The following is a 14,817-nucleotide window of genomic DNA, read 5'->3' on the forward strand; positions in this document are numbered from 1 at the left end:
TTTTAAGGGCGGATTTTGGTGATATTTATTATGGTATTAGAACTATTTTCCTGTTGTTCACTTTATATTTGATTCCGGCTGTTTGCATAAAATCGAGTACTTCTGCAATACTGTCGTTGCGACCCACGATACCTGTAAAACGTTTCTGGCTTATTGGTCCTTCATAAGATACTTCCACATCGTACCAACGGCAAATCTGGCGCATAATTTCAGGCAGGGTTAGGCTGTTGAAAACAAAATTCCCCTTCTTCCAGGCCATCACTTCATCGAGGTCGATATGCTCTTTTACATTGGCGCCATCGCCTGTTAGTATAGCCTGCTGACCGGGCCGCAGCAGGACGTTATCCTTTCCGCCGGCCACTTTTACTGCGCCTTCCAATAAGGTTACTTTGAGGGCTTTTTCATCCGTATATCCATTTACGTTAAATTTTGTACCGAGTACCTGTATCTCTGTTCCCGGGGCCTTCACATGGAATGGTGTGGAAGACTTTTCTATCTCAAAATATACCTCCCCGGAAATCTCTACCTCCCGGTCGTTTTTTGAAAACACGATGGGAAAACGAATAGAGGAGGCGGCGTTCAGTAAGGCCGTGCTGCCGTCCGGGAGCGTTACCTGGAACGTTTCCCCCTTGGGTGTCGATATCTTATTATATAATACTTCACTGCTCTTTTCAGACGACGGCTGGTACACCACCTGTCCGTTGCCCTGTTTTAATACCAGCGTATTCCCCTGCCTGGCCACCATCCCGTTGCCCGAGCTATCCAACTCAACGGCGGTGCCATCTGATAAGGTAAGGATCACTTTCTTTTTGGGTGTAACAACGAGAGGGTGTTGCGCTATTTTAGCAGGATGCATGTCGCTGCGGTAATACCACCAACCTGCCACGGCTATCAGCGGAAGCAATATAGCAGCCACCTTTAACCAATGCTTGTAAAAAACGATCTTGCCTGGCTCCTTCTCTTTCACCGATTCCATTACACGGGTAAACATAGCCTCCCGGCTGTCCGGACTGGTCAATCCATCAGCCATACCGGATTCGAGCTGCTCCTGCATCTCTGTATGCAGCTCCTCATCATGGGCCGCCAGGTGCTTCGATAACTCTTCCGCCGACATCTTGCCGTCCAGGTATGCCTTTATTATACTGCGAAATCGTTGCATATTACTTGCATCACCAGTGCTGTTGTAACTGGTTCAAGATATAAAGACACCTGATTATTGAAAATGTACCAGTGGGAATTAGTGTAATGAGAAAAAAATTATTACGAAAAGAATGGTTTGTTCATCAGAGTGTTCATGGAGATATTCCCGGATAGATTGCAGGGCGCGTGACAAGTGGTTTCTGACGGTATTCCTGGATAATCCCAGTTGCAGCGCTACATCGCCCAGCTTGAGTCCTTGCAGCTGGTTGAGCTGGTATACCACTTTCTGCTGAGGCGGCAGGCTATTGATAGCATTGGCAATAAGGCTACGGGATTCTTTCAGTACATATTCGCTTTCGGGTGATCTGAGACCGTCGGGTTCTTCAGATAACAGTTGCCTGAGATAATCTTTTTCCACCCGTAAACGACGTAGCTCATTGATAATCCGGTTGCGCGCAATAATAAAGATATAATCTGCCATATTCCTGATGGCAGGCAAAGTGGCCCTTTTTAGCCATATCTTAACAAAAACATCCTGCACGATCTCTTCCGACAACTGCGGTGATTTGGTATAAGTATAGGCAACGCCATAAATTCTATCTGCATAGATATCAAACATCTGCCGGAAGGCGGCTTCATCTCCACCGGCCACCAGGAGCAAAGTCTGGAAACTACAAATGGGCAGGGTGTTTGACGCGATCATGCTAGCTCAAAATTTTCCTTCAACAACGTGATGGCGCTAAAAGTAAGGATTATTTATTCTCGTAGGGAGTGGTGGGTTGGCGGGTATAAGATACCAGCGTCAAAAATAAATGGCAGTGACTATGCTCTTAATTTCCTTAAAGTCAATACCAATGTACGTCTCGTCAAATTCTGACTTTTTGATAGCCTGTTAAAAAAGAGGCTATGTAGTTTTTATTGGTCAAAAAAGCATCGGAATTTGATAACATCGTTGTGAAATTTACTATTTGGGGAAAGAATTTCTGGTTGCTTCTAATAGCCAGGGAAACTGCTTTGATGTTCATTAATTGCAGTTAATAAATATTTTCAATACTTTCAACCGGTCATTGACGTAAGCAAACCGAGAGATCGATTCGTTAATTGGCCGCCCTCAAATTTTTCAAAAAGGTTCCAAATATGATTTACAAACTTAAGTTTCATTTCGCAGCCCTTTGCTGTTCAATCCCTTTGCTAGGTGCAGCGCAGGAAAAGCAACCAGCCGAATACGTAAACCCATTTATTGGAGCCACAACCAGCACAAAAATAGCTGCCTCTGCTCATGGCGGGGGAAAGACTTTCCCTGGGGCCACAACCCCGTTTGGATTAACGCAACTCAGCCCGAATACCATAACCGGGGGAGATAATGGTTCTGGCTATAGCTATGAACATAAATCAATTGAAGGATTTGCGTTTACACAAATGAGCGGAATTGGGTGGTATGGTGACTTGGGAAATTTCTTGGTAATGCCAACCACAGGCCCATTAAAAACGAATTCCGGTAAAGAGGAAAACGGTATCAAAGGATATCGCTCTTACTATGACAAATCAACAGAGCAGGCTAAGGCAGGATATTATTCTGTGAAGCTGACAGACTATAATATCAGGGCAGAAATGACAGCATCTCCCCATGGTGGTATCATGCGATTTACATTTCCTGCCAATAAGCAATCGCGTATACAAATTGACCTGGCCAGAAGAGTAGGTGGCACCTCTACCGAACAATATGTTAAAGTAGTGAATGATCACGCCATTACCGGCTGGATGAAATGCGACCCTTCCGGTGGTGGATGGGGAAATGGAGATGGAAAGCCCAATTACACCGTTTACTTTTACGCGGAGTTTAGCAAACCGCTGAAAAATTATGGCATTTGGGAAGTAGCCATCGCCCCAAATGCAAACCGCAAAAGGGAAGCCATAGAAAGTACAGATTTTCAATCATTAACAGCCCATGCAAATATTTTAACGGGATGTAATGAAAAACAAGGCAAGCATCTTGGATTTTATACCACATTTAATACGAGCGAGGGGGAACCAGTTTTGCTGAAAGCAGGTATTTCATTTGTGAGTATGGAAGGTGCCCGGAAGAATTTGCAGCAGGAGATTACCGATTGGGATTTTAACGCGATAGCTGACAGAAGCACGCAAATGTGGAATGATGCTTTAGGTAAGATAAAAATAAGTGGCGGAACAGCTGAACAAAAAGTAATCTTCTATACCGCTTTATATCACAGCATGATTGATCCCCGCTCTTTTACTGATGTAGATGGAAATTACCCGGGGGGAGATGGGAATATTCATCACACCAGCAAGTTTACCAAACGTACTATATTTAGTGGATGGGATGTATTCCGCAGTCAAATGCCCCTACAAACTATCATTAACCCTCGCGTAGTTAACGACATGATCAATTCGCTGGTGGAGCTGGCAGAAGAGAACAAAACCAAATACCTGGAGCGATGGGAATTTCTAAATGCCTACAGCGGTTGTATGATAGGCAACCCCGCAGTGGTGGTATTAGCAGACGCCTATATGAAAGGTATCCGTGATTATGATGTAGCAAAGGCCTATGAATTTGCAGGCAATACCATGCAGCGACTGGGTAACGGTCAATTAGGTTACACCCCCGGAGACATCTCAAGTACACTAGAGAATGCCTACGATAATTGGTGCCTGGCACAATTGGCCCAGGATCTAGGTAAGCAGGAAGACTATAAGAAATTAATCAGTCAGTCAAAAGATTATAACAACGTATTCGATACTTCTGTTGGCTGGTTTAGGCCAAAGGATGCGAAAGGTAATTGGTCAGCATGGCCAACAGCAGGTAGGTTGGAACAATCATACGGGTGCGTTGAAAGCAACCCCTATCAGCAGGGCTGGTTTGTACCACATGATATAGAAGGGCTGACCGCGTTATTAGGAGGCAATGACAAAGCCCTGGCCGATCTGGAGAACTTTTTTGAAAAGACTCCCGATAGCATGTTATGGAACAATTATTACAACCATGCAAATGAACCTGTACATCACGTACCATTTATGTTCAATGCAATGGGACGACCTTGGCTAACCCAAAAATGGGCCAGAACTATCTGTGAAAAAGCATATCATAATTCAGCCGAGAAGGGTTTGGTGGGTAACGAAGATGTTGGTCAAATGTCGGCCTGGTATGTTTTAGCAGCAATAGGGATACATCCTTTATGTCCCGGCGACAACCGCTATCAGATCTGTACCCCTTTATTTGATACCATTACTATTCAATTGGATAGTAAGTATGCCAGTGGTAAAAAATTCATTATAAAAACAATCAACAACGCTCCTGAAAATAAATATATTAAATCGGCTAAACTAAATGGAAAGACTTATGAAAAGAGTTGGCTGGATCATAACGTGCTGCGTAATGGTGGTACATTGGAGTTAACATTGAGCCCCGAGCCCAATCGCAACTGGGGGTCGAAGTGAATAGTTGATAGCGATGCATAGCAGAGATCAGTAGATGTAGTTATCCAGTAACATTATCCGCTTTCATCCGTTTAACCAGATAAACCTTCTGTATGAAAGCAAACATCTACCTATTTCTACTGTTACTTACCAGCGTCTTCTTTATTTCCTGCAAGAAAAGTGACATCGCTTATGAAAACGATTTTAATACCAGCGTACAATCCTGGATGAACTTCAAAGCAGCATCGGGCAACTCCTACCGTTATGTCGTTAACTTTTACTCCTGGACCGGGTTTAGTACGGAAACGGTTATTACCGTTAAAAAAGGGAAAGTGGTACAACGCAGCTTTACCGGCACACGCCGGATTGACAGCCTCCCGGGTCAGCGTGAGGTATACCTGCAGTGGACGGAAGACGAAAGTAAAGTAGGTTCACATGGAGATGCCTATCCTCCTCAAACGTTAGATGAAATATACCGGGCGGCGAAAGAGCGGTGGTTGATAAAGCGCAGTAACGCCAAAACCTATTTTAGAGCGGAGAATAATGGAATGATATCCAGTTGTGGGTATATAGAGAATGGCTGTATGGATGACTGCTTCCAGGGCATTGATATTAGTCTCATCGAAAAAATATAAAGCAGTAGTCATTGTTTGACCGCCCCGATTTCCCGTTTGGCGCTGGTATTTATGTTGATCAGCGCCCATCCCCTGCTCAACCTAAACTTTCCTGTTTGTTCCTAAATTAAAACAATGTATTTTGGTTTTCCGGAAAACGGGATGAATTTTTATATTATCAATCAAATATTGACAATCGATTGCATGCAGCATACTTCACTTCACGATAATGAGGAACCTCTTGCAGTGCTTCAGCAAATCGGAAAGGGCGATGAACAAGCGTTCCGCTGGCTGTTTCAATACTATTCGCCCAGACTTAACCAGTTTGCCTATTCTATCGTTAAGGTAAGGGAAGCAGCAGCAGAAATAGTGGATGATGTATTTATCCGGTTCTGGCGGCAACGGGAAAAGGCGCCGGCCATTGCTAATATCCGCGTATATCTTTATATCGCTGTAAAAAACAGCGCCCTTAATTACCTTTCTTCCAAAGCCCACCGCCAAATAACAGCACCATTCAATCATATCGATATTACGTTGAGCCATAACGAGGCGCCGGATGAAAAAATGATCAGTACAGAACTGATGCACCGGATTACGGCGGCGGTGGAAGCGCTCCCACCCCGGTGTAAAATGATTTTTAAACTGGTACGGGAAGATGGTCTCCGGTACCAGGATGTAGCCGACATCCTCCACCTGTCGGTGAATACGGTAGATGCTCAGATGGTCATTGCGGTGAAACGTATATCGGAAAAAGTGCAGGCCCATTTTACCGCCTTCCCGAAAAAAGCCGTCAAAAAATAATTTCAATTCCTTTAAGGTCATCTCCACATTTCCCTGTCTGTATAGTTAACTAAGGTTCCAATGCATAACGACAGGATTGCCCAACTAATCGCCAGAAAACTATCCGGAGAGGCCTCTCCGGAAGAAATAAAGGAGCTGGACGCGCTTTTATCCGCGCATCCGGGAGATGCCTATTTCCTTTCACTCCTGGCTGATTACTGGTCCACGCCCGTATTGCCGGCGGCCGATGAAAATGCAGACCCCGAAGCACATTTCCGCCAGGTGCTGGATGCTGCCAGCGGTGAAATGCCCGGGGAGCCCGTAGCGGGGCCAACTTACCATAGCCGTTCACGTTACAGGATAATCCGTCGCCTTTCCATTGCCGCAGCCCTCGCGGGATTGACAGTTCTTTCCTGGTGGATAATAACCCGAACAGGGTACCTGTCCCCTACCGCTATGGCCAACCGTATAGAAACCATTGCCAAGCCGGGGGCCAAATCGAGATTGTTACTCCCCGACGGCAGCGTGGTATGGCTCAATTCCGGGAGCCGGCTCAGTTACCCTGCCAACTTCATAGATTCTGTCCGGGAGGTGGAACTAGAAGGAGAAGCTTATTTTGATATTGCTAAAAATCCGGAGCATCCTTTTATTGTGCGCACTCGCGACATCAACATCCGGGTACTAGGTACAGCCTTCAATGTGAAATGTTACCCGGAAGATCATAAAACGGTCGCCACACTGATCAGCGGCCTGGTGCAGGTATCCGGAACCCAAGCACAACACCAGGAGGTGCTGCTGCATCCACACGAAAAAGTGGTCGTTCACAGGCTGCCGCAACAAACAACGCCTGCTGCCGGCCAACCGGGGTCTGTCGCGGTTCCCGAAGGGATGGTGATTCAACGTCTCGCAAAAAATACAGCAGATACTTCGATGGTGGAAACAGCCTGGGTTTATAATAAACTGGTGTTTGACGGCGAAAATTTCAGGGAGATATCTGATGAAATGGAAAGATGGTTCAATGTGAGGATCGTTTTTCATGACGACACGATAGCAGGATACCGGTTCCACGCAAAATTTGAAAATGAAAGTCTCAATAACGTGCTGTCAGCGCTTCAGCTATCGCTTCCTTTCACATTTAAAATCACTAATAATGAAGTAAATATTTACAAGTAGCAGCAAAAAAAAACGGGAAATGCGGCAAACATTCCCCGATGAAGTCTAATGTTTCAGAAACCTCCGATCGGGAAAATCAACGGGTTTCTTCTCCTTAAACCATAAATGTAAAGTTATGAAAAAAAACGCCCCCCCAATCAGTGGGGTTATGATGCCACGTGTGCTTAAATTCCTTCTGTGTATGAAGCTTTCCTCTTTTTTAGTCATTCTTACAGCTTCCCAGGTTAATGCTACAAAACTATTCAGCCAAAACATTACCGCCAGCTTTGAGCAGGTGGAGTTGCGCACCATCCTGAATGTTATTGAGAAAAAAGCCAAAGTCCGTTTTCTTTACAATTATGATCTCTCCTGTCTGACAAAAAAAATGGACTTCTCCGTGAAGAACGCTAGGGTGGCTGATGCCCTCAACAAGCTATTAGAGCATTCCGGGCTGCGCTACCAGCAAATGGAAAATAACCTGATCGTTATCTCCCCGGTAAAAACCAACGAAGCCGCAGATCAATCACAGGTAACCATTACCGGGCTGGTAACAGACAACAGTAATCAGCCCCTGCCTGGTGTAAGCATCAACATTAAAGGGACGGCTATCGGCACTACCACCAATGCCGAAGGGCGTTACAAGCTGAATGTCCGGTCTTCCAATGATATCCTGCTGTTTACCTATATCGGGTTTGCCCCACAGGAGCAACCACTTACCGGTAGAACTACGCTCAACGTCACACTGGTAGCGGTATCCAGCAACCTCAATGACGTAGTTGTAGTTGGATACGGCACGCAGAAAAAACAAAACGTTACCAGCGCCATCGCATCGGTTCCCATGCAGGATCTAAGGGATATGCCCGTTTCAAACGTAGCCTCCGGCCTGCAAGGCAAAATAGCCGGTGTGGTGGTGCAACAAAATTCCGGTAGTCCCGGCAAAACGCCCGCTATCAAGGTAAGGGGCTTCGGCTCTATCTCTGCAGGCACCAGTCCCCTGATCGTAGTAGATGGCAACATCGTGTCTGCCTCCGCCTTCGGCTTGCTGGATGCAGAAGAAATTGACAAAATTGATGTGCTGAAGGATGCCTCCTCTGCGGCGATCTACGGATCCCGCGGCTCCAACGGGGTGATCCTCGTCACTACGAAAAGAGGCCGCCCCGGCAAAACAACCTTGGGACTGAATGTGTACACTGGGTTTCAGCAGGTCACTAAAAAACTGGATATGCTGAACTCGCAACAATATGCCGCATTCTCCAAAGATGCCGCCAACAACGCGTATCTCGACAATGTACCCGGCGCCCAGGTATCCGACCCCAACAGCGCAAGACCGTCCAACTTCCTGCGTTACCGGTATCCCCGCGGAGATCTTTTTGATTGGTTTAATTTTGATGATCCCGCAAAAGTGGCTGCACTACCGGATAACAACTACCAGGACCTTATCTTCCGGACAGCCCCTATCAGCAATTACCAATTTTCCGCTACCGGTGGTACTGAAAATGTGCAGTATGCTGTGAGCGCAGGTTACCTGAAACAGGATGGCATCATCCGGAAATCAACCATGGATCGCTACACCTTGCGGGCCAATGTGGATATTAAAGCCGCGCCAAAGCTCACCATCGGGGTGAACATCAACCCTTCTTACAAAATAACGCAGGAGGTTAAATCTGATGGGCACTGGGCAGACAACGGCATCATCAATGCTGCACTCAATGCCATCCCTATGGCGCCTGTCTATAGCGCCGATGGCAGCTATTCTTCCCAAACAGCCCTCGCCGCACCTTACAACCTGCCAGGGATCACGAATCCGGTAGCCAACATCACAGAATACAATAGTCCCTTCCAGGAAGTCAACCTACTGTCCAATGCCTACGCGGAATATAAATTTCTTCCCAACCTCAAATACCGGGTTTCCGGCAACGCCAATATTTATCAGAACAGGAGAAATGCCTATACTACATCAAAGATGCCTTTGAACCAGCTATTACCCCCTACTGCCGCGGTGGGAAGAGCATTTTCAGAACAGGGCATCAGCTGGCTGGTGAACCAGGTATTGAGCTATGATGTATCCTTCAATAAAGTACACAACCTGGAAATATTGGCTGGCACCGAATCCAATAAATTACAATACCAATCTTCCGAGGCAGTAGGTAATACCTTCGCCAATGATATCGTACAAACGTTGAATGCCGCAGGACAACCAGCATCCGTCACTTCCCAGACCATGGAAAATGCTACGGTGTCTTACTTTGCCAGGATAGACTATAATTATAAGGCCAAATACCTGTTGAAAGTATCGGTGCGTCGCGACGGCTCTTCTGTCTTTGGCCCCGATAACAGGTTTGGTACATTCCCGGCCGTATCTGCCGGCTGGAGAGTAACAGAAGAACCATTTATGAAAAATCTGCCGGTGCTATCGGAGCTAAAGCTGCGCGCCAGCTACGGTCTTTCCGGCAATAATGCGTTTAATATCTCCAGCTCCAATGCCTCCAATAACTATTACCCATATGCAGGAAACGTGGGCTCCACCAACTATAGCTTTTACAATAATATTGCTACGGGTCTTGCTATCAGCACCCTCGGCAATCCCGGCCTGAGCTGGGAACGTAACCAACAACTGGATCTGGGCGTGGATATTGGCCTGCTACAAAACAGGATTTCACTCACCGTTGACTATTACGACCGCCTCACCAAAGACTTGTTGCTTTCTGTAAATGTACCCACGCTGACCGGCTTTAGCACGGCTGTTAAAAACATCGGCAAAATGAGCAACAAAGGATTTGAGTTTGGGGTAACGAGTTATAATCTCACGGGTGCTTTCACCTGGAATACCAGCGCCAACTTGTCGTTCAACCGGAATAAAGTACTGGCGTTAGGTCCCACAGGCGACCCTATCCTCAGTGGCAGCGGCGTGGGAGAAACCAATATCACCATGATTGGCCAGCCTATTGGAAGTTTTTACGGCTACCGGCAGCTGGGTATTTTCAAAGATGCAGCCGACCTGCATACCAATCCGCATGACAACACCACCCGGCCTGGCGATGTGAAATATGAAGATGTAAATAAAGACGGAATCATAGACGCGAAAGACAGGACCCTGATTGGTAATAATCAGCCAGACTTTATCTATGGCATGAACAATATCTTCTCTTATAAAAATATTGATCTGGCCATTTCCATACAGGGTACACAGGGCGGTAAGATCCTCAACCTGAGCCGCCGCTTTTTTGATAACCTGGAAGGCGGAGGCAACAACCTCACCCTGGCGCTGGACCGCTGGCGTTCTCCGGAAGAACCAGGTAATGGTAAAGTACCACGGGCCAATGGACGTACCACCGGCAACAACAATGCGGTATCTTCCCGCTGGGTAGAGGATGGATCTTATCTGCGTATCCAGAATATAAGCCTGGGCTATAGGTTACCTAAGCCTGTTACCGACCGTATCCGGCTACAACGGTTACGCATATACGCTTCGGTACAGAATCTTTATACCTGGACCAAATACCTGAACTATAATCCTGAAGTAAGTAATTATGAAGGACCGCTTACCGGTGGGGTTGATTATGGCAGCTATCCGCTGGCTCGCACCGTGACCTTTGGTATCAACGTTGGCTTTTAATGTACCGTTTCCACTACAAAAAATTGACGTATCATGAGATTCAATCATCGCACTATATACAAGACAGCATTACTTGCGCTTATGTTGTCGTCTTGTGGCAAAGGCTTTATAGACCTGAAGCCGGTATCCGCTGTTACCACCGATAACTTTTACAAGACAGCCGAAGACTTTAAGAATGCCGTCAGCGGCGCCTATAACGCCCTGCGAACAGGAGGTACTTATGGAGTAGACAGTTATATTTTTGGAGAAATCAGGTCTGATAACTCCCTCCCCGTCGCTTCCGGCTCTGTGACTGACCAGGATGAATTTGACCGCTTTTATATCCGCACCACCAATCCGTATATCAACAACCGCTGGAGCAACAGTTACACTTCCATTGCCCGCTGCAACGCCATTATCGGGCGCATTGACCCTATTGCAATGGACAATACGCTGAAAGCCCGGTATGTCGGGGAAGCTAAGTTTCTCCGCGCCCTCTTTTATTTTAATCTCGTTCGCACATTTGGAGATGTGCCACTGGTATTAAAAGAGATCACCAACCCGGATGAAGGGTACCAATATGGCAGAAATCCCAAGGCCGAAGTATATACTCAAATAGAAAAGGATCTTACAGACGCTATCGCCGCATTACCGGTTTCCTATACCGGGGCAGACGCAGGACGGGCCACGCAAGGCGCTGCCAGGGCTATTTTGGGCCGTGTATTGCTGACGCAGAAGAAATATGCTCCTGCGGCGGAACAACTAAAAGCCGTAATTGGCCAGGGCCAATATGCATTGGTGCCTGTGTATGCAGACTTCTTCAAAGTGAGCAACAAAAACAATAAAGAAGCCATTTTTGATGTGCAGTACCGGTCAGGCGGCGTAGGGCAAGGTAACCCATGGCCCAATTCATTTGCACCGCAAAACTCCGGCAATGCAGTAATCATGTTTGGTGGGGGCGGGAATAATACGCCTACCGACGACCTGGTAAATGACTATGAAGCGGGCGATCAGCGAAAAGCAGCCACCATTGCTACTTCCTATGTTAATGCCAGCGGCGCTACCATCCCCGGTAACTTCGTGAAGAAATATTTTGATGTACCCGCCATGGCCAATGATAATGGAAATAATATTCCGGTCATCCGTTATGCAGATGTGATACTGATGTATGCAGAATGTTTGAACGAGGCTGGCTACGTAGCTGGCGGCGATGCTTTTACCTATCTCAATAACGTACGTAACCGTGCCGGGCTGGTAAGTCTTACCGCGACAGACGTTCCTACCCAGGCCGCATTCCGGCTCGCCATGGAGCATGAAAGAAGAGTGGAATTTGCATTTGAAAACCTGCGCTGGTACGACCTGGTAAGAACAGACCGCGCTATCACTGTTCTTAATGGGAAGTCAGCCCAGATAAACCTGGTAAACCCTGTTACTCAACAGAACCTGGTATTTCCTATTCCGCAAAGCCAGATAGACATTAATAAAACGAAGATTACGCAGAACGAAGGATCTAACTGATAAAAAAATGGCGATGGATGTACTCTCCAGTATATCCATCGCTATTAAATAATGTTACCCGTTAATGGGTTTATAGCTTAAGCATTTATCGACTATTTCTTCAGCAGTAGGCTCATAGACAGATATGTCATCTACCCGGGCATTATAATTTTCGGGATAAAAGAACAAACTGCTCCCATCGGGATAGGGTACATTCCTGTCGAATATTTCCATCAGCTGCTGTATTTCCTCTTCGCTTCCGTCGGCAGTAATTATTCTGTTCCCCAGGCCAATTAGTTCTGCTCTTGTCATGGGGTTATGCAGGTTTAGTTCAGTTAATGCTTCGTAGAAATCAATATTCTTAATTTGCCTGATAAGTCCATGAAATCTATGATCTCGTTCCTTCCTTTTATTTAGTCCCTGCGCCAGATATAAAAGTGTCTCATACCTCATCTTACCCAAGTTAGCCTCTATCTCGGTTATTATATCTACTGGAACTTTACCATCAATATAAAGCCTGTAAATTACTTCCATTGCATTTGCCTGTGTCCAGTCATATTCTCCAAAGGCTATTGATTTAAGCCAATGTAGAGCCTTTACATCTAACTGATAAACAAGCTCAAAGATAGTATATTGACAAACCAACAACCACGCTCCCAGCCCAAGTTGTTGTCTATTAATATCCAGGGGAACCTCGGGAGGCTGATGCAGCTTTTGACGGAGGTATGCTAAATCATCAATGCCGATGTTTTCAGCTTCCTGTCTGGCCCTTTCCTCAAACAATTCTTCATTAGTCAATAACGCTTTTCCGAGATCAATAATCAGACAATCAATATCTTTTTCTTTCATTGTCAATTTATAATAATATATACTAAAGTGGCGACAACAGTCCTGCTACTTCTCCCGGAATGTCATCACACTACCTGATAACAGGTCGTGAATCGCTCTTCTTTCCTTGTTGGTATGTATTGTTAAAAAAGATACCCAGCCGAGGAAAAACTTTACCAGGTAGCGGAGCAATGCCTTGTGAAATGGCAGGCGCCTCTTAGTATTATAATGCTGTCGTACGCGGATACCTTTGATATAGTTGCCGACAGTGGCTCCCAACGTGGTAAACAATGGCTCGTACACAATCCATACGAAAACAAATAAGCCGATCCGTACCCCATCCGGTACTTCTCCTACTTGTTCCAGTAAGGTGCCGAAAATGAACATCAACAAAACGATAAAGAGCAGGTCAATAAAAGTCGATTGTACTCTGGCACCTAATAGTGGGTATTCTTTTTCGACTTCGGGTTCTAATAAAAGGATGTCTTCCATAGTGATAATATAGGGGATTAGGCATGTAAAATAAGAAAAAATGCAGTAATCACCTTCTTTACAAAAAGAGCCTCGCAGGATTTCTGCGAGGCTCTTTTTGTAAATGATTTATACTGAAGTATCTTACTTTTTAGCTGCTTTCAGGTTGAAACCAATTTCAACATCTTTGCTGATCATCCAGTTTTCTGGGCTCCCTTCTGTTTTGTAGCTGATACCCCAGGCAGATCTGTCGATCACAAATTTTGCAGTAGCAGTTACATCGTTAGCCGCTACGGTGATTTGTGCAGGGAATGTAATGTTCAGTGTACTGTCTTTCAGGGTAAGGTTACCGCTGATCAGGTTAGTAGCGCCAGGCAGCAGGCTTTTTTGTTTAGCACTGTCGTAAGGAGCTATGCCGGTAATCACAAATTTTGCTGATGGATACTTGGCTACGTCGAAGAAATCGCCGCTTTTCAGGTGACCTTCCAGGTCAGATGCTTTCTTGTCTGGTTCGGTAATGGATGCCGGATCTACAGCCAGGGCAGCCAGGTTTACATTAAAGCTACCGCCGGTAACAGCGCCATTTTCCACGTTAAGACTACCATCTGTTACTTTGATTGTGCCAAAGCGTGGCGCAAATCCACCTTTGTGGGTAGCACGCCATTGAACGGTTGTAGTGGTGGTGTCGATTGCATAGGCTGTGCCGGAGGCTACAGCTGCTTCTTTCTTTTCTTCGGTCTTCGCCTGGTCGGTAGAAGCACCGCCACATGCTGCCAAAGTGGCCAGCAGGATAAATGCAGGTACTGTTTGCTTCATAAATTTAAATTAAAACTATGTATAAGCCATCGAAATTAGGGGTTTTAATTTAAAGCATGTTACAACACATTGAAAAATATCAATATTATAACAATTCTTTTACATTACTATCCTCAAGAAGCCTGTTTAGAGCATAATCACCGAATCGATCCTGGATACCTCCTTATAGTAGGCAATCACTTCCTCCTCATCCTGCACCTGCACCTGTACCGTAAATGACTTATACTTTCCGCCGGAAGAACTGGCCTCTGTGAGGCGGGCACCCGTACCCTCGAACATAGATTTCAATGCGCTGATCTTATCGGCTTCTGCTTTTATGATGAACTTAAAAGTATACTCAGTAGGGAATACGATGGATTGCTGCAGTAATGAACGAAAATTTTCATATGGATCTCCGTTTAAGCTGGCATTTTTATTTTCATCTATTGACATATTGTACCTGTTTAGCTGCGTTAACTGGCAAAATTAGCTTAAAAAAACATTCTTACG

The 14,817-nt window shown here is 45.7% G+C and carries 12 protein-coding genes; 6 read left to right on the plus strand and 6 right to left on the minus strand.

Annotation, left to right across the window (positions count from 1 at the left end; translation table 11 throughout):
- Window positions 1–28: 28 nt before the first annotated feature.
- Both HGH90_RS02270 and HGH90_RS02275 read right to left on the minus strand, forming a co-directional pair.
- Window positions 29–1,159 carry a FecR domain-containing protein gene (locus tag HGH90_RS02270; protein WP_169190289.1) on the minus strand — a complete coding sequence of 377 codons (1,131 nt, stop codon included), beginning with the start codon at window positions 1,157–1,159 and terminating at the stop codon, window positions 29–31.
- 78 nt (window positions 1,160–1,237) lie between these two features.
- Window positions 1,238–1,843 (minus strand): RNA polymerase sigma factor, encoded by a 606-nt coding sequence (locus tag HGH90_RS02275; RefSeq protein WP_169190290.1) that lies wholly within the window; start codon window positions 1,841–1,843, stop codon window positions 1,238–1,240.
- A 434-nt stretch (window positions 1,844–2,277) separates the two neighbouring features.
- On the opposite strand from HGH90_RS02275, the gene HGH90_RS02280 reads away from it, so the two are divergent.
- From HGH90_RS02280 to HGH90_RS02305, 6 genes are all read left to right on the plus strand, one after another.
- Window positions 2,278–4,596 (plus strand): GH92 family glycosyl hydrolase, encoded by a 2,319-nt coding sequence (locus HGH90_RS02280; RefSeq protein ID WP_169190291.1) that lies wholly within the window; start codon window positions 2,278–2,280, stop codon window positions 4,594–4,596.
- Between the two features lie 92 nt (window positions 4,597–4,688).
- Window positions 4,689–5,210, plus strand: a complete 522-nt coding sequence (locus HGH90_RS02285) for a hypothetical protein (protein ID WP_169190292.1) — start codon at window positions 4,689–4,691, stop codon at window positions 5,208–5,210.
- Window positions 5,211–5,393: 183 nt separating this feature from the next.
- Window positions 5,394–5,990, plus strand: a complete 597-nt coding sequence (locus HGH90_RS02290; RefSeq protein WP_168763390.1) for an RNA polymerase sigma-70 factor — start codon at window positions 5,394–5,396, stop codon at window positions 5,988–5,990.
- 60 nt (window positions 5,991–6,050) lie between these two features.
- The gene (locus tag HGH90_RS02295; protein ID WP_169190293.1) at window positions 6,051–7,142 is read left to right on the plus strand and encodes a FecR family protein; all 1,092 of its coding nucleotides are present in this window, start codon (window positions 6,051–6,053) and stop codon (window positions 7,140–7,142) included.
- A gap of 181 nt (window positions 7,143–7,323) precedes the next feature.
- Entirely contained in the window at window positions 7,324–10,737 is a 3,414-nt protein-coding gene (locus HGH90_RS02300) for a TonB-dependent receptor (RefSeq protein ID WP_211172571.1), read from the plus strand.
- A gap of 33 nt (window positions 10,738–10,770) precedes the next feature.
- Window positions 10,771–12,234: a RagB/SusD family nutrient uptake outer membrane protein gene (locus HGH90_RS02305; protein ID WP_169190295.1), complete on the plus strand. Its 1,464-nt coding sequence runs from the start codon at window positions 10,771–10,773 to the stop codon at window positions 12,232–12,234.
- Window positions 12,235–12,288: 54 nt separating this feature from the next.
- Here the strand turns inward: HGH90_RS02305 and HGH90_RS31590 are convergent, their stop codons facing one another.
- The 4 genes from HGH90_RS31590 to HGH90_RS02325 form a co-directional block, all read right to left on the minus strand.
- Window positions 12,289–13,062: a hypothetical protein gene (locus HGH90_RS31590; RefSeq protein ID WP_211172572.1), complete on the minus strand. Its 774-nt coding sequence runs from the start codon at window positions 13,060–13,062 to the stop codon at window positions 12,289–12,291.
- A 45-nt stretch (window positions 13,063–13,107) separates the two neighbouring features.
- Window positions 13,108–13,533, minus strand: a complete 426-nt coding sequence (locus HGH90_RS02315) for an RDD family protein (RefSeq protein WP_169190296.1) — start codon at window positions 13,531–13,533, stop codon at window positions 13,108–13,110.
- A gap of 123 nt (window positions 13,534–13,656) precedes the next feature.
- Window positions 13,657–14,328 (minus strand): YceI family protein, encoded by a 672-nt coding sequence (locus HGH90_RS02320; RefSeq protein ID WP_168763394.1) that lies wholly within the window; start codon window positions 14,326–14,328, stop codon window positions 13,657–13,659.
- Between the two features lie 126 nt (window positions 14,329–14,454).
- Entirely contained in the window at window positions 14,455–14,760 is a 306-nt protein-coding gene (locus tag HGH90_RS02325) for a DUF493 domain-containing protein (protein WP_168763395.1), read from the minus strand.
- Window positions 14,761–14,817 lie beyond the last annotated feature (57 nt).

Origin of the sequence: Chitinophaga sp. Ak27, from assembly GCF_012726295.1 — a bacterium.
In the GTDB taxonomy this organism is placed as follows: Bacteria; Bacteroidota; Bacteroidia; order Chitinophagales; family Chitinophagaceae; genus Chitinophaga.